Below are 18,954 nucleotides of genomic sequence, written 5' to 3'. Positions count from 1 at the left end.
GCAAACATGCCTGCGAGACATGTATTTTGAGTTGAAACCTACACCGTTCAGCAGCAGCCCGAGCAGAAGGCCGTCGATTCCCATGTCCCATGAGACCACCGCTCCCCACGCCGTCACGGACCAGTACCCGGAGGCCGTGGAGCGGCTCACCGCGCTGACCGCCGCCCTGGCCGTCGACCTCGACCGGGGCGGGTGGACCCCGGGGCCGCTGGAGCGGACGCTCACGGCCCGCCTGCTGCTGGCCTGCGCCGGCGACGGACACCTCACCCCGGTCCGCGTGCGCGACACCCTGAGCGACGGCAGCGTCGCCCTGACCTACGTCAACGAGGGGCGGCTCGCCCGGCTGTTGGCCCTGCTGCTCGAGGTGACCGACCGCCCCGTGCCTGACGCGGCTGTCGCGGAGGCCGACGCCGCGCGTCTGCTGGCGAGGGTGGCGCGCGACGGGTCCCAGGACGCGGACGGTCGCTGATCACGGACTCTGATCACCTCGGCGCATGTTTCTTCTGTGGGTCCGCTCGGCCCGCACACATGTGAACGACCGGCCCCTGCGAAAGGGGCCGGTCGTTCACGGGCATCGGGCTTGCGGCGTAAGGGAGTTCGCCGACCGGAGCGTCACAAGGTGCGGGTGCCGGTGCCCGTCGGTTCCGGGTCCGCCGCCTGGTCCGCGGTCCAGGCGGTGAGGATGCGCAGGGCGTCGTGGGAGGGGCTGCCGGGCTCCGCGGTCAGCACCATCAGGCGCTGGCCGGAGTCGTCGGCTCCCGACCAGGTGTCGCAGTCCAGGGTGAGGTCGCCGACCAGGGGATGCCGGTAGTGCTTGGTGCCGTACGTCGCGCTGTTGACGCGGTGCTCGGCCCACCAGGTGCTGAAGTCGGCGTCCTTGAGGGTCAGATCGCCGACCAGCCGGGCCAGTTCGGGATCGTCCGGGTCGGCCCCGGCCTCCATGCGCACCGCGGCGACCGCGTCGCGGGCGTCGTGCGCCCACTCCCGGTGCAGGGCGCGGATCGCGGGGTCGGTGAACAGCAGCCGCAGGTAGTTGCGGCGGTCCGCCGGGATCGCGGCGAAGTCGGTGTACAGCGCGACGGCGGAGCGGTTCCAGGCGAGGACGTCCAGGCGCCGGCCGAGGACGAGCGCGGGCGTCTCGGTGAGCTGCGTCAGCAGCCGGAGCATGGCGGGCCGCACCTGCTGGGCGGGGCGCCGCGCGCGGTGTCGTGGCCGGGAGTCCGTCCGGCCGGCCACCTCGTACAGATAGCTCTGCTGGTCCTCGTCCAGGCGCAGGGCGCGGGAGAGGGTGTCGAGCACGGCGGCGGAGGCGCGGACCCGGCCCTGTTCGAGCCGGGTGTAGTAGTCCACGCTGATCGCGGCGAGCAGCGCGACCTCCTCACGGCGCAGCCCGGTGACCCGGCGGTCGGGCGTCGTCGGCAGGCCGCAGTCGCGCGGGTCGAGCGCCGCCCGGCGGGCCTTGAGGAACGTTCCGAGCGTACGGGCGTCGGAGGATGGCTTCATCGCGTCGGTTCTTCCGTGTTCCGCACACGCGTGACGTGTGCCGGGTGGGGTCCGCGGCGCTGTCCCGAGGGCGGCGGGACCGTCGGTCCCGCCGCCCTCCGGGCAGGTCAGCGGACGGTGGCGTGGGCGGCGCGCTCGATCACGTCGGCGACCAGGCGGGGGTGGGACACCGCCACCGAGTGGGACGCGGCGACCTCGGTGGTGTGCGCGTGGGCGCGCTCCGCCATGAAGCGCTGCACGGCGACGGGGATGTTGAGGTCCTGCGTGGTGACGACGGCCCAGCTCGGCTTGGCCTTCCAGGCCGCCGTGGTCGCCTTCTCCTCCAGGGCGGCCTGGGCGACGGGCCGCTGCGCGGCGGCCATGAGGGCGGCCTGCTTCGCGGACACGTCCGCGGCGAACTGGTGGCGGAACTTGTCCTGTTGGATGTAGAGGTCGGTGGCCGTGGAGCCGTCGGTCTGCTGGTAGGTGACCGGGTCGAGGGCGTCGGGGAGCGTGGAGCCCGGGTACTTGTTGGTGAGTTCCAGGGCGCTCTCGCCGGGCGCGGGCAGGAACGCGGCGACGTAGACCAGGGCCTTGACGTCGGGATCGCCCGTCGCGGCCTCGCTGATGACGTTGCCGCCGTAGGAGTGGCCGACGAGGATCTTCGGGCCCTTGACGTGGTCGAGGACCGTGCGCAGGGCGGCCGCGTCGGAGGCCGGGCCGCGCAGCGGGTTGGCGGCGGCGACGACCGGGTAGCCGCGCTTGCGCAGATCGGCGACGACGCCGTTCCAGCTGGAGCCGTCGGCGAAGGCGCCGTGCTCCAGGACGACGGTCGGCTTGGGGTGCCGGTCGTCGTCGGCGGCCTTGGCGGCGCCCGGGGCGCCGCTCGCGGTGCCGCTCAGGGCGAACGCGCCGAGCGCGAGCCCCGCCGTGGCCGCCGCCACCGCGCCGGTGGTCAGCCGCTTGCGGCCACCCTTGATGCTCACCATGACAAATCCCTTTCGGACAATGCGGTACGTGTGGCGTCCCGGTCCATCGTCGCGCCACCGTTCCAACTGGTTATTCAGCATGTCAATGTAATGCGTCACCTGTCAAGATGGTGACGTTTTGGTCGTGGTGCTACGCCCAGGGGTCGCGCACGATGATGTCCGCCAGCGCCGCCGCGCAGCCGGCGAGCATCCGCTCGCCCTTCTCCGCGCTCGCCACCCGGGCGTCGCCCGCGACCCCGGACTTCGTGATCCGGTCGAAGGGCACGGCCAGGTACACCGGGTCGGAGGACTCGGCCGGCAGGGTGATCCGAGGCCCGTGCGCCTCGGCCAGGTGCTCGCCGCGGATCAGGCCGGGATGGGCCGCCATCATCATCGACGTCTCGCCCTCGCACGCGTGCATCAGACCGTCCTGGGTCTCCAGGGTGTCCCGCACCACCTGCCGCCCGGCGCCGAAGTAGCTGGCGAACGCGATCGGCGTCGCCAGCTCCGCGGTCAGCTCGGTCGTGAGGGCGTTGAGGGCGGTCATGTTCCCGCCGTGTCCGTTGACGATCAGGATGCGGGAGAAGCCCACCCGGATCACGGACCGGCAGATGTCCCGGAGCAGCGCGTGCAGCGTCGGCAGGCTGAGCGTGAGGGTGCCGCCGAACGCCATGTGGTGCTCCGACAGACCCGTCGCGATGGAGGGCGTGACCACCACACCCGTCTGCTCGGCGGCCAGCACCGCGGCCCGGTGGCACACCTCGGCGGCGAGGAAGTCGTCGACACCGGTGGGCAGATGGGGCCCGTGCTGCTCGGTGGCCCCGATGGGGATCACCACCACCGCGTCCCGGGCCGCCAGGGCGCACAGCTCGGCGGCGGTCAGACGGTTCCACTGGACTTCGCTCATCGGGGGGCTCCTCCTGGACGGGTTCGGCACGGTGCGCGGCACCGGGCCGGTGGGGGGGTGCGGTCGGCCTCAGAGGTGGTCGGCGTCGACCACGGCCTGGGCGAAGGCGGTGGGCGCCTCCTGCGGCAGGTTGTGCCCGATGTTCGTGATCAGGCGGTGCAGGTACGGGCCGGTGAAGTGCTGGCGGTAACCGGAACCGTCGCCGGGCGCGGCGGTGAAGGGGTCGAGCGCGGCGTCGAGGGTGACCGTGGGCACGCGGATGGCGGGCTGCGGCGCCGCGAGCTGCTTCTCGTAGCGGTCGTAGCGGGGCTCGCCCTTGATGAGGCCGATGCGCCAGCGGTAGTTGAAGAGCACGATGGCCGCGTAGTCGGGGTTCTTGAAGGCCTCGGCGGTGCGGTTGAAGACCTCGTCGGAGAAGTCCCAGTTCGGGGAGACCAGCGTCCACACGTAGCGGCACAGGTCGATGCGCTTCGTCTCGTCCTCCATGGCCTTCTTGCCGCGCTCGGAGGCGAAGTACCACTGGTACCACCAGTTGTGCTCGGCGGCCGGCGGGAGGGGATTCATCTGCGCCTGGACGTCCGTGATCAGGTAACCGCTGGTGGAGACCATCGACCTGACCCGCTCGGGCCACAGGGCGGCGATGATGTCCGCGGTGCGCGAGCCCCAGTCGAAGCCGGCGAGGGTCGCCTTCGGGATCTTCAGGGCGTCCATGAACGCGATGATGTCGAGCGCGATGGCGGACTGCTCGGCCGTGCGCGGGGTGCGGTGCGACAGGAAGCGGGTGCTGCCGTGGCCGCGCAGGTAGGGAACCAGGACGCGGTAGCCCTGGTCGGCGAGGAGCGGGGCGACGTCGACGAAGCTGTGGATGTCGTACGGCCAGCCGTGCAGCAGCAGGACGACCGGGCCGTGGGCGGGGCCGAGCTCGGCGTAACCGATGTCCAGGACGCCTGCCTTGACCTGCTTGATCTTCTTGAAGCCGGTGTGGGTGCCGGGGGTGATGGTGGGCACGGTGGGAGCGACGGAAGCGGCCGGTCCGTGCGACGGGGTCGCGGCGGACGCGCTGCCGTGCAGTCCGGCCAGCGAGACCGCTGCCGCGCCGGTGCCGAGGCCGACGGCCTTGCCGAAGGTGCGCCTGTCGATCATGTCAACCCTCTCGTGTGTCTGCGGTGAGCGGCGGGCCGCCGTCCTCACGTCCTCCGGGAACGGGGCCGGGACGGAGCCTGCGGCACATACTCTGACCCGTGACGAATCCGGGTACATCAGTCATCTGACGGTTCGTGGGTGTCTCGAACACGCAAGCGTGCGCTGAGCCATGTGACTGAACGATACGTGTGCGTGTGGCCGATCGCTCACCTACGGCCCCCATTTCCCCGTGGGTGTGAGCCGGAGACATGACAGTCATTGGACTGATGTGGGTGGTCCGCGTGACTGCGAAGGTGTTCCCCAGGTCCTGGCACACGTCGCCGGCCGGGACCACCGCGCCGTGAACACAGGCGAGGACACCCACCGAGGAGCGAGCCATGCCCCAGGACAACCAGAAGCCGTTGACGACGGCGGCCGGTGCACCGGTCCCCGACAACCAGAACTCCCTGACCGCGGGCGCGCGCGGTCCGATGCTCCTGCAGGACGTGTGGTTCCTGGAGAAGCTCGCCCACTTCGACCGCGAGGTCATTCCGGAGCGCCGGATGCACGCCAAGGGGTCGGGCGCGTTCGGCACGTTCACGGTGACGCACGACATCACGCGGTACACGAGCGCGAAGATCTTCTCCGAGGTGGGGAAGGAGACCGGCCTGTTCGCCCGGTTCTCGACCGTCGCCGGTGAGCGCGGAGCGGCCGACGCCGAGCGGGACATCCGCGGTTTCGCCCTCAAGTTCTATACGGACGAGGGAAATTGGGATCTGGTCGGGAACAACACCCCGGTGTTCTTCTTCCGTGACCCGCTGAAGTTCCCCGACCTCAACCACGCGGTGAAGCGCGACCCGCGCACCAACCTGCGTGACGCGGAGAACAACTGGGACTTCTGGACCAGCCTTCCCGAGGCCCTGCACCAGGTCACGATCGTCATGTCGGACCGCGGCATCCCCGCCTCGTACCGGCACATGCACGGCTTCGGCTCGCACACCTACAGCCTGGTCAACGCCGCGGGCGAGCGGTTCTGGGTGAAGTTCCACCACCGTACCCAGCAGGGCATCGAGAACCTCACCGACGCCGAGGCGGAAGCCCTGATCGGCACGGACCGCGAATCGCACCAGCGCGACCTCTTCGAGGCGATCGAGCAGGGCGACTTCCCGAAGTGGAAGCTGTTCATCCAGGTCATGCCGGAGGCCGACGCGGAGCACTACCGCTTCCACCCCTTCGACCTCACCAAGGTCTGGTCGAAGAAGGACTACCCGCTGATCGAGGTCGGCGAGTGGGAGCTGAACCGCAACCCCGACAACTACTTCGCGGACGTCGAACAGGCCGCCTTCACCCCCGCCAACGTGGTGCCGGGCATCGGCTTCTCGCCCGACAGGATGCTGCAGGGCCGGCTCTTCTCCTACGGCGACGCCCAGCGCTACCGCCTCGGCGTGAACCACCACCAGATCCCGGTCAACGCCGCCGCGAACCCGGTGAACTCCTACCACCGCGACGGGGCGATGCGCGTCGACGGGAACCAGGGCGCCACACCGGGCATCGAGCCCAACTCCTACGGCCGCTGGCAGGAACAGCCCGCCCACCGCGAGCCGGCCCAGGCCGTCGGCGCCGTCGCCGACCGGTTCGACTTCCGCGCGGACGACGACAACTACTTCGAGCAGCCCGGCGACCTCTTCCGGCTGATGAGCCCCGAACAGCAGCAGGTCCTCTTCGAGAACACGGCCCGCGCCATCCAGGGCGCGTCCCGGCAGACCGTCGAGCGGCACATCACCCACTGCGCCCAGGCCGACCCCGCCTACGGCGCCGGCGTTCGCAAGGCCGTCGAGGCGCTCGCGGCCGGTCCCCTGAGCAGCCGCACATGAGCAGCCACACATGACCAGCGGCAACGGCCTGACGTCCGAACAGACCGAGCGCGTCCTGGCCATCGCCCTGGACCTGTCCAGGGCGGGGGACACACAGGAACTGGTGGAGTTCGTGGCACACGGCCTGCCGGTGGACGCCGCCGACCGGGCGGGCAACACCCTCCTGATGCTCGCCGCCTACCACGGCAGGACCGGCACCGTACGGGCCCTGCTCGGGCTCGGCGCCGACCCGGACCTGCGCAACGCCCGCGACCAGACGCCCCTGGCAGGCGCCCTGTTCAAGGGGGCCGACGACGTGGTGGCGGTCCTGCGCCGCGCCGGGGCGGACCTGGACGTCGGCACACCGTCCGCGCGGGCCGCCGCGGCCCTGTTCGGCCGCACGCACCTCCTCACTGACTAGAACTTCGGAAGGTTTCATGGATCTCCAACTCAAGGGTCTACGAGCAGTCGTCACCGGAGGCAGCCGAGGCATCGGCTTCGCCGTCGGACGGGCGCTCGCGCAGGAAGGGGCGGCCGTCGCCCTCGTCTCCAGATCCGCCTCCGGCGCCGAGGAGCGGGCGGCAGCCCTGCGCGCGGAGACCGGCGCCGACGTCATCGGCGTCGCGGCCGACACCGGGAACGACGCGTCGGTGACGGACCTGGCCGGAACCGTGCGGGAACGGCTCGGCGGTGTGGACATCCTGGTGAACAATGCCGCCGCCACCAATCCCGGATTCATCTCCGAGGACGATCTGGAATCCGAGATCAACGTGAAGGTCCGCGGATATCTCCGATGCGTCCGCGCGTTCGCCCCGGCGATGTCGGAGCGGGGCTGGGGCAGGGTCGTCAACATCGGCGGACTGGCCGCACGCCAGAGCGGATCGGTGGTCGGTTCGATCCGCAACGCGGCGGTGACCTCGCTGTCGAAGAACCTGGCGGACGAACTCGGCCCGAGCGGCGTCAACGTGGTCGCCGTCCATCCCGGAGCCACCCGGACGGAGACCTTCACCGACATCCTCGGCCGCCGGGCCGAGGCCGTGGGACGCAGCCGGGCGGAGCTGGAGGAGCAGATGGCCGCGACGGTCTCCATCGGCAGGATCGTGGAGCCCCACGAGGTCGCGGCGGTCGTCGCCTTCCTGGCAAGCCCGCTCAGCGTGGCCGTCAACGGTGACCCGGTCATCGTCGGCGGCGGGCTGAAGGGGCCGATCTTCTACTGAGTTCCGCGGAGCACGGACCGCGGAAACCGCAGTAACCAGCTTGACAGGTGACGCACACGTCGCCATGCTTTCATCACTACCCCAACGAGTGACGCAATAGGTGTCCCGGGGGTGCCAGACCATCATTTCGACCCAATGGGGAGCATCAGCCATGGCAGTCAGCTACACCGCCGTCGTCGACGTCGACGGAGAAGGTCGCAACGGCGGGCACGTCCGCTCCTCCGACGGCCTGCTGGAGATGGGCCTCGCCCTCCCCAAGGAGCTCGGCGGCGCCGGCACCGCGACCAACCCCGAGCAACTCCTCGCGGCCGGCTGGGCCGCCTGTTTCCTCGGTGCCCTCCGGCGCGCGGCCACCTCCCGCAAGATACGGCTGACCAGCACCACCATCACCGCCGAGATCACCCTCACGCACGGCGACGACGGCGAGTTCTCGCTCTCCGCGGTCCTCAACCCCGTCCTCGGGGGTGTCGACCGGGCCACGGCCCAGGAACTCGCCGAGGCCGCCCACCAGATCTGCCCGTACTCCAAGGCGCTGCGCGGCAACATCCCGGTCACCATCAACGCCGACGCCGCCGCCTGACCCACCCCCTGACCGCGGGCCCCGTGCGTCCCCCTTGCACGCCCCCCCCGCACGGGGCCCGCACCCCTTTCCCCCGCACCCTCTCCCGCACCACCCGTTCCGCAGACCGAAGAGCGAGGGCAGGACATGGCTTCTCACCCGCACGCACATGTACGGGCCGTCAGGTCCCGCCGCCCCGCTCCGATAGACGTCTCCACCCGGCCGTCGCCCCGGGACGCGGCCCGGCCCGAGGAACGCCCCTGGCCGACGACCGCCCAGATGTGGAACTGGGCGGAGAGCGCGGTGCTGTTCGGATACGGCCCGTCGGCCTCGAACTTCCTCTGATCCCGGCCGAGTTCACCCGCATCCGGCCGACCGTCATCCGGCCGACCCGCACCCATCACCCCGCATCAACCACCCGCGCCCGGACCCGCATCCGGACCCGCCCCGGAACCGCAGAGAGCGAGACCACCTCATGGACATGAAGCTCGAAGTCGTCATCCTGCCCGTCTCCGACGTGGACCGCGCCAAGGGCTTCTACGTGGAGGACCTCGGCTGGCGCCTGGACGCCGACTTCCCGATCGACGACGGCTACCGGATCGTGCAGGTCACCCCGCCGGGATCCGAGTGCTCGGTCATCTTCGGCAAGGGCCTCACCCAGCAGGAGCCGGGCACGCTCCACGGCCTGCAGCTGACCGTCGCCGACATCATCGGGGCCCAGGAGGAGCTGACCTCCCGCGGCGTCGAGGTCGTCGGCCCGTTCCGCGACGCGACCGGCGCCTTCCACCACGCCGGCGACACCCACCGCGTCCTGGGCGTGCACCCCGAGCGCGCCAGCTACGGCACCTTCGCCGCCTTCAAGGACCTCGACGGCAACGAGTGGTTCCTCCAGGAAGTCACCGAGCGGGCCCCCGGCCGCTGACCGTCCCCGAACCCCGAACCCGAGCCCCTCGAACCCCGAACCCGACCACTCCGCCCGCGCACCGAAGGACACCATGGCCACCGACCCCACCCGCACCTATGACGTCATCGTGATCGGCGCAGGCCCGGTCGGCGAGAACGTCGCGGACCGCACCACCGCAGCCGGCCTGCACACCGTCGTCGTGGAGAGCGAACTCGTCGGCGGCGAATGCTCGTACTGGGCCTGCGAACCCAGCAAGGCCCTGCTGCGACCCGCCCTGCTGAGGGCCGACGCCGCGCACGTCCCGGGCCTCGCCCCCGCGGTGAAGGGGCCGCTCGACGTCGAGGCCGTCCTGGCGCACCGCGACCGCATGTCCGCCGACTGGCAGGACGACGGCCAGGTCGCCTGGCTCGCGTCGGCCGGCATCGAGCTGCTGCGCGGCCACGGACGGCTGGCCGGGGAACGCGAGGTGACGGTCGAGACCCCCACGGGCGACACGATCCGGCTGCGCGCCCGGCACGCCGTCGCCGTGTGCACCGGCAGCCGGGCGGTGCTCCCCCCGCTGCCGGGCATCGAGGAGGTGCGGCCCTGGACCAGCCGGGAAGCGACCAGCGCACAGCGGGCGCCGGAGCGTCTGCTGATCGTCGGGGCCGGCGTGGTCGGCGTCGAGATGGCCACCGCCTGGCAGGCCCTGGGCAGCCGGGTCACGCTGCTCGCCCGCGGGGACCGGTTGCTGCCCAGGATGGAGCCGTTCGCGGGGGAGCTGGTCACCGAGCGCCTGCGGGAGGCGGGGGCGGACGTCCGCTTCGGGACCTCGGTCGACGGTGTGCGCCGGGTGGGCGGCGACGTGCGGGCCACGCTGTCGGACGGCGGGCAGCTCGGCGCCGACGAGATCCTCTTCGCCACGGGCCGGGCCCCGCGCTCGCAGGACATCGGGCTCGACCACGTCGGGCTGACGCCGGGGGACTGGATCACCACCGACGACACCCTCACCGTCCCAGCGGTGCCGGGGGACTGGCTGTATGCCGTCGGGGACGTCAACCAGCGGGCGCTCTTCACCCATCAGGGCAAGTACCAGGCACGTGTCGCCGGTGCCGTGATCGCCGCCCGCGCCGCGGGAGCGCCGCCGCACACCGGCCGCTGGGCCCCGCACAGCGCGACGGCCGACACCGAGGCCGTGCCGGCGGTCGTGTTCACCGATCCCGAAGTCGCCACCGTGGGACTGACCGTCGAGGCCGCCGAACGCGCGGGCCGCGACGTCGAAGTGATCGACCACGAGCTCGGGCAACTGGCGGGCGCCGTGCAGTACCGGCCCGACTACCGGGGCCGGGCCCGGATCCTGATCGACCGGGACCGGCAGGTCGTCGTCGGTGCCACCTTCGCCGGTCCGGGAGTCGCCGAGCTGCTGTACTCCGCCACCGTCGCGATCACCGGCGAAGTGCCCGTCGATCGCCTGTGGCACGCCGTGCCCGCCTTCCCCACGCTGAGCGAGGTGTGGCTGCGCCTGCTGGAGACGAGGCGGGACCTGTGACCACCGCGCGTTCCCACGTGTGGTGAACCGGGCCCGCTTCGCGGCACGTCATCGGTGTGTCAGTCGGAGCCGCCGGCCCCGTCCTGCTTCACCAGGGTGTACATGACGGAGCGCTGCTGCTTGTGCCGCCGGATGCGTCCCTTGGCGACGAGCGACTCCAGCGTGTTGCGCACCACCTGCGGCGTGGGGTTGCGGTCCGGATACTTCGTCAGCAGCTCGTCCCGCAGCTCCTTCGCCAGGCGCGGCTCGTCGTACGCGCCGAGCAGCTTCGTGAGCAGGTCGCCGAGCAGGACCGGACGCGGCTTCCCCTCCGCGCCCCCCTTCGCCCGGGTGCCCGCCGACGAGCTCTTCGCCGGCGCCGTACGCCGTGAACCCGCCCCGGCCGCCGCGCGCTTCGGCTTCGCCGCGCCACGCTCGTCCTGCAGCTGCTCGGGCAGCCGGGACGCGTCGGTGAAACCCTCGTACCGCTCGGCGAGGCTGATGATGTCTCCCAGGAGGGCCTCCTCCTGCTTCAGCATCGAGAGCCGCTCCTGCAGCTCCTGCTGCAGGCGGCGGTTCTCCTCCAGGTCCGACGCGGCTTGCTCGACGTACCGCGATCGGAGCGCGGCGGCTGACTGGCTGGTCACAACCGTTCACTCCCTCGATATGGATCGTGTTCGCGCATGGTACCCACGTCGAGGCCCCCGCGCAGATAAGTGTCGGGTGCCCGACGGCCCGTCCGGCATGTTCGCTCTTCACGATAGGCGCAGATGTGCGTTTGTACGAGGGGGAATATGTCCACGGGACGCCGCGAGAAACCCGCGACACACGTACGGCGACTCCTCTGGCATGTGTCGCTGCACGCAGCGCGGGCCGGCGCCCGCGGATCACACGGCCGGTGCCGCCGCCTCCGTGAGCTTTCCGCCGGCCAGGCGCAGCCACCGGTCCACACCGATCTCGCGGAGGAACCGCTCGTCGTGGCTGACCACCATGAAGGCGCCCTGGTAGGAATTGAGCGCGCTCTCCAGCTGGGCCGCGCTGACCAGGTCGAGGTTGTTGGTGGGCTCGTCGAGCAGCAGCAGCTGCGGGGCCGGTTCGGCGCACAGCACGCAGGCCAGGGTGGCGCGCAGCCGTTCACCGCCGGAGAGCACCCTGACCGGGAGGTGCGCCCGCGCGCCCCGGAAGAGGAAGCGGGCGAGCAGGTTCATCCGCTCCGAGGCGGGCCGCTCGGGGGCGAACGCGGCGAAGTTCTCCGCGACGGTGCGGTCGAGGTCCAGCAGGTCGAGTCGCTGTGAGAGATAGGCGATCCGGCCGGCGCCCCGCTTGATCTCCCCGCCGTCGGGGGCGAGTTCACCGGTGATCAGACGCATGAGTGTGGTCTTCCCCGCGCCGTTGGGCCCGATCAGCGCGATGCGCTCGGGGCCCCGTACGGACAGGTCGACCCCGTCCGCGGCGAACACGTCCCGGTCGCCGAGGCGCACCTGCAGGGCCTCGCCGAGGAAGAGGTTGCGCCCGGCGGGCACCTGGGTGTCGGGCAGTTCGAGCGTGAGCCGCTGCTCGTCGCGCAGGGCACGTCCGGCCTCGTCGAGCCGGGCCTTGGCCTCGCTGACCCGGGAGGCGTGCATCGTGCCGGACTTGCCCGCGGCCTCCTGCGCGCCGCGCTTCATGTTGCCGGCGAAGATCTTGGGCAGACCGGCGTTCTTGAGGTTCTTGGCGGCGTTGCTCGCCCGGCGCTCGGCGCGCTCCCGGGCCTGCTGCAACTCCCGCTTCTCGCGCTTGAGTTCCTGCTCCGCGTTGCGGACGTTCTTCTCGGCGACCTCCTGCTCGGCCCGCACGGCCTCCTCGTACTCGCTGAAGTTGCCGCCGTACAGGCGCAGTTCGTCACTGCCGAGCTCGGCGATGCGTTCCATCCGGTCGAGCAGCGCGCGGTCGTGGCTGACCAGCAGCAGGCAGCCGGAGAAGTCGGAGAGCACGTCGTAGAGCCGGTGCCGGGCCTCCAGGTCGAGGTTGTTGGTGGGCTCGTCGAGCAGCAGGACGTCGGGGCGCCTGAGCAGCTGGGCGGCGAGGCCGAGGGAGACGACCTGGCCCCCGCTGAGCGTGCCGAGGCTGCGGTCCAGGGTGAGGTCGGCCAGGCCCAGGCGGTCGAGCTGGGCGCGGGTGCGCTCCTCGATGTCCCAGTCGTCGCCGATGGTGGTGAAGTGCTCCTCGGCGACGTCGCCGGACTCCACGGCGTCGATGGCGCGGATCACCGCGTCGACGCCGAGCACCTCGGCGACCGTGAGATCGCCGGTCAGCGGGAGGCTCTGCGGGAGGTAGCCGAGGGTGCCGCCGACGGACACCGAGCCGGTGGTGGGCCTGAGTTCGCCGGCGATCAGCTTGAGCAGCGTGCTCTTGCCGGAGCCGTTCGGTGCGACGAGACCCGTGCGGCCGGGTGCCACGTTGAAGGACAGGTCGTGGAAGACCGGGGTGTCGTCGGGCCAGGCGAAGGAGACGTTCGAGCAGACGACAGAGGCGTTGGACATGGAGATGACCTCGACAGGTGCGCGGGCAGCAGACAGAGCTCTGCCCTGGGAAGACATGGGAAAAGGGGTACGACAGGACGAGCCATGTCAGCGGCGCTGCTGAGCGCCTGCCGATGGCCGCCAAAACCGGGTCTCACCCGGAGATGTCGTCTTCACCCACCACGTCTGTGACTCCTCGATGAACGGTCGATGTCCTCCACAGCGTAACAGCCGGGAGAGACGTGCCCCGGTCCGGCATGGAACACGTCGGGTGGTCCAGCATCACACGTATGACTCTTCCGGCATATGTTTGATGTGTGCGCCGCCGCGCCCCGCGGCGGCGCCGTTGACAGCCACTCGAACGTCATGCCACCATCATAACCTCTTTAACAGGTGACGTTGATACGTGCGGTGTGCTGACCGTGCGGCGTGTCGTGCACGCACCGGACCGTCACCCCTCCGAAGGAGCACTGACCATGGCAGAGAAGCCGGAACGGGAAGCCGCCGAGGGCGCACCGGTGGGGCGGCGCGCGATGCTGGGCGTGCTCGCCGCCGGGGCCGCGGGACTCGCGGCGGCGCCGTACCTCCAGCGCGGCTGGGAAGGGTTCCTCGGCGCCGCCTCCCAGCTCGACCCCACCGGCGCGACCGGCCTGCTGCCCAACCCGGGCGGCTTCCGGTACTACAGCGTCGTCGGCTCGGTACCGCACAAGGACGAGACGAACTACCGGCTGCGGATCACCGGCCTCGTGGACAAGCCCAGGAGCTACACCCTCGACCAGCTGCGCGCGATGCCGCAGACCCGGGTCGTGCACGACGTCGTCTGCACCGACGGCTGGCGGGTGGAGAAGACACCCTTCGACGGGGTGAAACTGGCGGACATCCTGGACGACGCCGGGGTGCGCGACCCGGGCGCGGCGATCCGCTTCACCTGCTTCGACGGCGCCTACAGCGAGAGCCTCACCCTGGAACAGGCCCGCCGCTCCGACGTCCTGATCGCGCTGAACATGCAGGACAAGCCCATCACCCACGCACACGGCGGCCCGGTCCGCCTCTACGTGGCCCCCATGTACTTCTACAAGTCGGCCAAGTGGCTGTCCGGCATCTCGGTCACCGACAAGGTCGTCCCCGGCTACTGGGAGGAGCGCGGTTATGCGGTCGACGGCTGGCTCGACGGCGCCGACCGGCACGGCGATGCGGCCTGAACCGGCCGACAGGGTCCGCCGGTTCAGCACCGCCGAGCGCTGGATCCACCGGACCACCGGATACCTGATGCTGGTGTGCCTGGTCACCGCCGCCTGTCTCTACCTCGGACCGCTGGCCCAACTCGTCGGCCGGCGGCACCTGATGGTCACGCTCCACGAGTGGTCCGGCATCCTGCTGCCCCTGCCCTTCCTGCTGGGACTCGGCTCCCGCGCCTTCCGCCAGGACCTGCGCCGGATCAACCGCTTCGCCGCGTACGACCGGCAGTGGCTGCGCGCCGTCCGCAGACGGCAGACCTCCTACGCGGCACGACCGGCCGGCAAGTTCAACGCGGGACAGAAGCTCTACGCGGGCTGGATCGCCGGCGCCGTGCTGATGATGATGTTCACCGGCCTGCTGATGTGGTTCATGGGGCTGCTGCCCTTCATCTCCCGCACCAGCGCGATCTTCGTCCACGACCTCCTGGCCTGGGCGATCACCGTCGTCGTCCTCGGACACATGCGCAAGGCCCGCCAGGACCCGGAGGCCCTGCTCGGCATGCGTACCGGGTATGTGAGCAGGTCCTGGGCGCGGCGGCACCACGCGAAGTGGCTGGGCGAGGAGCGCGCGAAGACACCGGCGGGCACGGACGACCGTCGAATGACCTAGGTGTCGCGTCCCCCCAAGTCCCGTGCGGGGGCCGTCAACTGACTGTTGTTCCGCCGGGGGTTCACGGACAGGCTGGGTGTCGGGCAGCGACACCGGGCCCGTCCGGACGCCGGGTTCCCTCCGGGTTCCCACCAGGTTTCCCGTCAGGACCCCCCGCCCCCTACCGTCACCACTTAAAACGGTGATACGGTCCTCGTATGTTCTCGGCATGCCGTCCGGCGTGCACATGTATCGGCGCCACCGGCGCACACCTACCTCTTGGATGGACACTGATGAAGAAGGCTCTGACGGCACTCGCGGCAGGTGTGCCGCTGGTCGCGGCGGCGGTGTACCTGCCGACCGCATCGGCGGACGAGGCCGGGAACACCGCCACCGCCACGGCCGCCACCGCCACGGCCGCCGCCTGCGCGGCGCCGTCCGTGAAGGCTCCGGCGGGCACCGCCGTGGAGTCGGTGACCGCGGTCCGCCAGGCCGGCGGCACCGTCCACGGCACCGGACTCCTCGGCGGCGAGGTCTCGGACGTCCCGGCCTTCTGCCAGGTGACGGTCACGCTCACCCATCCGGGAGAGAACGACCACGCCAAGGTCCAGACGTGGCTGCCCCTGGAGAAGTGGAACGGCCGTTTCCAGGCGATCGGCGGCAGCGCCTACAGCGCCGGCGACAACGGTGTCGGCCTGGGCACCGCGGTCAAGAACGGTTACGCGGTGACCACCACGGACGCCGGCGTCGGCGACGTCCTGGACACCAGCTGGGTCCTCAACAGCAAGAACCAGGTCAACAGTTCGGCGCTGAAGAACTTCGCCTCCCGCTCCCAGCACGAGGCGGCGGCCGTCGGCAAGGCGGTCGTGAACGGCGTCTACGGCAAGCGCGCCGCCTACTCGTACTTCACCGGCTGCTCCACCGGCGGACGCCAGGGCTACATGGAGGCCCAGGCGTACCCCGACGACTACGACGGCATCCTCGCGGACGCGCCCGCCGTCAACTGGGACGAGTTCGAGGTCGCCACCCTGTGGCCGCAGGTGGTCATGAACAACGAGAAGACCTATCCGACCGACTGCGAGCTGAACGCGTTCACCGACGCCGCCGTCAAGGCCTGCGACAAGCTCGACGGGGTGCGCGACGGTCTGGTCAACGACTCCTCGCGCTGCGACTTCGACCCGCGCCGGCTGATCGGCACCAAGGTCGACTGCGACGGCGAGCAACGCACCATCACGGCGGCCGACGCGGCCGTGGTCCGCAAGATCTGGGACGGCCCCCGCACCACCGCGGGCCAGAAGCTGTGGGCAGGCGTCCCGGTCGGCGCCGACCTGAAGGGCCTCGCGCACTCCGCGCCGGACCCCGCCGACGGCGTCGTCAAGGGTCAGCCCTTCCCGGTCCCCGCCCTCTGGGTCCAGCTCTTCCTGAAGAAGGACCCGACCTTCGACCTCACGAAGATCACCTACAGCGAGTTCACCCAGCTGTTCCGGCAGTCCCAGGCCGAGTACGACAAGGTCATCGGCACCGACGACCCGGACCTGTCGGACTTCCGCGCCTCCGGCGGCAAGCTGCTGACCTGGCAGGGCGACACCGACGAGTACATCCCAGCCCAGGGCACCGTGCGCTACCACCAGCAGGTCGAGCGTGAACTCGGCGGTGCCAAGCGGGTCGACGACTTCTACCGGCTCTTCCTCGCCCCGAACACCAGCCACTGCGGCCTCAACGGCCAGGACGGCTCCACCGACGGCCTCGCCGCGCTGACCGCCTGGGTCGAGCACGGCAAGGCGCCCAAGACCCTGCCCGCCACCCTGGTCAACACCGCCGGCGAGAAGGTCGACCGTGACCTGTGCGCCTACCCCGCGGTGTCCCGCTACAAGGGCCAGGGCGACCCGTCCCTCGCCACCAGCTTCCGCTGCGTCGCCCCCACCCGGCACTGACCGGGCCGACGACAACCCCTGACCTGAGAAAGGCCGAACCGACATGAGCACCCAGACGGCGACCCCGACGACCGGCCAGGCGGCCGCGGACGAACGTTCCTCCCTGGTGAAGCTGTACCTGAGCCGCGGCGTCCTCGCCGTGGCATGGGCCCTGGCGTTCGCCGCGGTCCACGAGGACGTCGACGCGCCGGCCGTCACGCTGCTGGTCGTCTACCCGCTGATCGACGCGGTGTCCTCGCTGCTCGACTACCGCGCCACCCCCGACGGCGCCGAGCGCCGCGTCACCGCGTTCAACGGTGTGCTCAGCACGCTGGCCGCCGTCGCGCTCGGCATCGCTGGCGCCGGTGGCGTGGCACCGGTGCTCCACGTGTTCGGCGTCTGGGCCGTGGTCTCCGGTGCCGCCCAGGTGATCGTCGGATGGCGGCGGCGCGGACCCGAGTACGGCAAGCAGTGGCCGACCCTGATCTCGGGCGGCCTGTCCTTCCTCGTCGGCATCACCTACAACATCCAGGCCGCGGGCGACCACCCCTCGCTCGACGTCCTGTCGGTGTACGCCACCGGCGGCGGCGTGTGGTTCATCCTCCAGGCCCTGCTGCTGGGCTGGAAGTCGCGCCAGCTGCGGACGCGGACCGTCTGACGGGCGTACCCGCACAGACGAACGCTCCCGCCCGCGCCTTCGAGGCGCGGGCCGGAGCGTTCTCGTCGTTCGTGGGCGCAGGTCAGGCGACGCGGTAGCGCACCGGCAGGGACAGCACCCCGCGGATGATGCCGGAGCCGATCCACTCCAACGAGCCCACGGGCACGGCGAGTTCGAGTTCGGGGACACGGGCGAGCAGCGTGCGCAGGGCGACGGTGGCCTCCAGGCGGGCGAGCGGGGCGCCCAGGCAGTAATGGATGCCGTGCCCGAAGGCCAGGTGACGGGCGCCCTGCCTGGCCACGTCGAGCACGGCCGGGTCGCCGCCGCCGGCCTGCGGGGCGTCACGGCCGGCCGCACCGAGCGCGACGACGACCATGCCGCCGCGCGGAATCGCCACCCCGCCCAGTTCGATGTCCTCGGCCGCGTAGCGGTTGGTGGAGCGTTCGACGGAGGTGTCGTGCCGCAGGAACTCCTCCACCGCGCCCGGCATCAGTTCGGGCCGCTCGCGCAACAGCCGTAGCTGATCGGGGTGTTGGAGCAGGGACAGCACGGCGTTGCCCAGCAGGTTCACGCTGCTCTCGTGGCCGGCGACGACCAACATCAGCGCCGTGCCCACGAGTTCCTCCTCGGTGAGCCGGCCGTCCTCCTCGTCGCGTACGGCGACCAGCGCCGACAGCAGGTCGTCCCGGGGGACGCGGCGCTTGTCCGCGACCAGGCCGGCCAGCAGCGCGTGCAGCCCGGCCAGCGCCGTGCGGTGTTCCGGCGAGGCCACCTGGAGCGCCTGGGACGACCAGCGGCGGAAGTCCAGGTGGTGCTCCTCGGGAATGCCGAGGAGCTCGGCGATGACCGTGGCCGGCAGCGGGGCGTTGAACGCCTCCACGAGGTCGGTCTCGCCCGCGGGCGGCAGCGCGTCGATCAGACCGTGGGCGATCTGCTCGATGCGCGGGGCCAGTTCGGCGGTGCGGCGCGGGGTGAAGGCCGCGGAGGCCAGCCGGCGCAGCCGGGTGTGCTCGGGCGGGTCGGCCTCCATCATCTGGGCGCCGAGCCCGACCGAGGGCCGGTTCAGTACGTAGCCCGCGGCGGCCAGCGCGTCGGCGGCGGGCGTGGCGTCCTTGAGCAGCGCGGGATGGGCCAGCGCCTCCCGGGCCAGGTCGTGTCCGACCACCACCCAGCCCCGCAGGCCGAGGTGGAACTCGGCCGGATGGATGGGGCCGAGCCCGCGCAACCGGGCGTAGCGGGCCGGGGCGTCGGCCTTGAAGGCGGCATCGATGACCACCCGGCCGTCCCGGTACGGGGAGTCCTGGTCCGGTGCGTCCTGGTCCGGTGCGTCCTGGTGGGGGCTCACGAAATATCCCAAACCTCTCGTCAGACTCGGCGGTCGTCCTGACAACGTGCCGGATCAGCCGAAGGTTCACCCGCCCCGCCCGCGCACGGACGTGCCCCTGCGGCAGTTGAGCCCCGATTCGCTGAGACGCCATTTCAGTTGGTGAGTCTGGGGTGACAAGTGAGGGTCGCGGCGGCAGCGGACGGGGGCGG

General features: G+C 71.2%; 19 protein-coding genes. 12 read left to right on the top strand and 7 right to left on the bottom strand.

What is annotated here, in order from left to right; translation table 11 throughout:
• Positions 1-82: 82 nt before the first annotated feature.
• Positions 83-469, top strand: coding sequence for a hypothetical protein (locus RBJ77_RS22785; protein ID WP_372346714.1), 387 nt, complete (start codon positions 83-85; stop codon positions 467-469).
• A 143-nt stretch (positions 470-612) separates the two neighbouring features.
• Here RBJ77_RS22785 and RBJ77_RS22780 read toward each other — a convergent pair whose 3' ends face one another.
• The 4 genes from RBJ77_RS22780 to RBJ77_RS22765 all read right to left on the bottom strand — a co-directional run bounded on the left by RBJ77_RS22780 (position 613) and on the right by RBJ77_RS22765 (position 4,500).
• Entirely contained in the window at positions 613-1,503 is an 891-nt protein-coding gene (locus RBJ77_RS22780) for a helix-turn-helix domain-containing protein (RefSeq protein WP_372346713.1), read from the bottom strand.
• 107 nt (positions 1,504-1,610) lie between these two features.
• Entirely contained in the window at positions 1,611-2,471 is an 861-nt protein-coding gene (locus RBJ77_RS22775; protein ID WP_372346712.1) for an alpha/beta fold hydrolase, read from the bottom strand.
• 130 nt (positions 2,472-2,601) lie between these two features.
• Positions 2,602-3,357 carry a creatininase family protein gene (locus tag RBJ77_RS22770; protein ID WP_372346711.1) on the bottom strand — a complete coding sequence of 252 codons (756 nt, stop codon included), beginning with the start codon at positions 3,355-3,357 and terminating at the stop codon, positions 2,602-2,604.
• 69 nt (positions 3,358-3,426) lie between these two features.
• Entirely contained in the window at positions 3,427-4,500 is a 1,074-nt protein-coding gene (locus RBJ77_RS22765) for an alpha/beta fold hydrolase (RefSeq protein WP_372346710.1), read from the bottom strand.
• A gap of 377 nt (positions 4,501-4,877) precedes the next feature.
• Between RBJ77_RS22765 and RBJ77_RS22760 the strand changes: the two genes are divergently transcribed.
• From RBJ77_RS22760 to RBJ77_RS22730, 7 genes are all read left to right on the top strand, one after another.
• Positions 4,878-6,353, top strand: a complete 1,476-nt coding sequence (locus RBJ77_RS22760) for a catalase (RefSeq protein WP_372346709.1) — start codon at positions 4,878-4,880, stop codon at positions 6,351-6,353.
• A 10-nt stretch (positions 6,354-6,363) separates the two neighbouring features.
• Positions 6,364-6,753, top strand: a complete 390-nt coding sequence (locus tag RBJ77_RS22755) for an ankyrin repeat domain-containing protein (protein WP_372346708.1) — start codon at positions 6,364-6,366, stop codon at positions 6,751-6,753.
• 16 nt (positions 6,754-6,769) lie between these two features.
• Positions 6,770-7,549, top strand: a complete 780-nt coding sequence (locus RBJ77_RS22750; RefSeq protein ID WP_372346707.1) for an SDR family NAD(P)-dependent oxidoreductase — start codon at positions 6,770-6,772, stop codon at positions 7,547-7,549.
• A gap of 151 nt (positions 7,550-7,700) precedes the next feature.
• A complete protein-coding gene (locus RBJ77_RS22745) occupies positions 7,701-8,129 on the top strand; it encodes an organic hydroperoxide resistance protein (protein WP_372346706.1) in 429 nt (142 codons plus the stop codon).
• A 126-nt stretch (positions 8,130-8,255) separates the two neighbouring features.
• A complete protein-coding gene (locus tag RBJ77_RS22740) occupies positions 8,256-8,453 on the top strand; it encodes a hypothetical protein (RefSeq protein ID WP_372346705.1) in 198 nt (65 codons plus the stop codon).
• Between the two features lie 130 nt (positions 8,454-8,583).
• A complete protein-coding gene (locus RBJ77_RS22735) occupies positions 8,584-9,030 on the top strand; it encodes a VOC family protein (protein WP_372346704.1) in 447 nt (148 codons plus the stop codon).
• Between the two features lie 73 nt (positions 9,031-9,103).
• Entirely contained in the window at positions 9,104-10,540 is a 1,437-nt protein-coding gene (locus RBJ77_RS22730; protein WP_372346703.1) for an NAD(P)/FAD-dependent oxidoreductase, read from the top strand.
• A gap of 59 nt (positions 10,541-10,599) precedes the next feature.
• On the opposite strand, the gene RBJ77_RS22725 is transcribed toward RBJ77_RS22730, so the two are convergent.
• Entirely contained in the window at positions 10,600-11,166 is a 567-nt protein-coding gene (locus tag RBJ77_RS22725; protein ID WP_372346702.1) for a hypothetical protein, read from the bottom strand.
• Between the two features lie 240 nt (positions 11,167-11,406).
• Positions 11,407-13,041: a ribosomal protection-like ABC-F family protein gene (abc-f, locus tag RBJ77_RS22720; RefSeq protein ID WP_372346701.1), complete on the bottom strand. Its 1,635-nt coding sequence runs from the start codon at positions 13,039-13,041 to the stop codon at positions 11,407-11,409.
• A gap of 455 nt (positions 13,042-13,496) precedes the next feature.
• Here abc-f and RBJ77_RS22715 point away from each other — a divergent pair, with 455 nt between their 5' ends.
• The 4 genes from RBJ77_RS22715 (at position 13,497) to RBJ77_RS22700 (ending at position 17,418) form a co-directional block, all read left to right on the top strand.
• On the top strand, positions 13,497-14,222 hold the full coding sequence (locus RBJ77_RS22715; RefSeq protein WP_372346700.1) for a molybdopterin-dependent oxidoreductase: 726 nt from the start codon (positions 13,497-13,499) through the stop codon (positions 14,220-14,222).
• Positions 14,170-14,868 carry a cytochrome b/b6 domain-containing protein gene (locus RBJ77_RS22710; protein ID WP_372346699.1) on the top strand — a complete coding sequence of 233 codons (699 nt, stop codon included), beginning with the start codon at positions 14,170-14,172 and terminating at the stop codon, positions 14,866-14,868. The genes RBJ77_RS22715 and RBJ77_RS22710 overlap by 53 nt, the downstream gene beginning before the upstream one ends.
• A 272-nt stretch (positions 14,869-15,140) precedes the next feature.
• Positions 15,141-16,781: a tannase/feruloyl esterase family alpha/beta hydrolase gene (locus RBJ77_RS22705; protein WP_372346698.1), complete on the top strand. Its 1,641-nt coding sequence runs from the start codon at positions 15,141-15,143 to the stop codon at positions 16,779-16,781.
• 43 nt (positions 16,782-16,824) lie between these two features.
• Positions 16,825-17,418, top strand: coding sequence for a DUF308 domain-containing protein (locus RBJ77_RS22700; protein ID WP_372346697.1), 594 nt, complete (start codon positions 16,825-16,827; stop codon positions 17,416-17,418).
• A gap of 82 nt (positions 17,419-17,500) precedes the next feature.
• Here the strand turns inward: RBJ77_RS22700 and RBJ77_RS22695 are convergent, their stop codons facing one another.
• Positions 17,501-18,763, bottom strand: coding sequence for a cytochrome P450 (locus RBJ77_RS22695; RefSeq protein ID WP_372346696.1), 1,263 nt, complete (start codon positions 18,761-18,763; stop codon positions 17,501-17,503).
• Positions 18,764-18,954: the final 191 nt, after the last annotated feature.

The organism is Streptomyces sp. KL116D, assembly GCF_030766975.1.
GTDB lineage: Bacteria > Actinomycetota > Actinomycetes > Streptomycetales > Streptomycetaceae > Streptomyces > Streptomyces longispororuber_A.
Note: the sequence above shows the minus strand (reverse complement) of the source record. Positions and strands in the feature narration are given on the sequence as shown.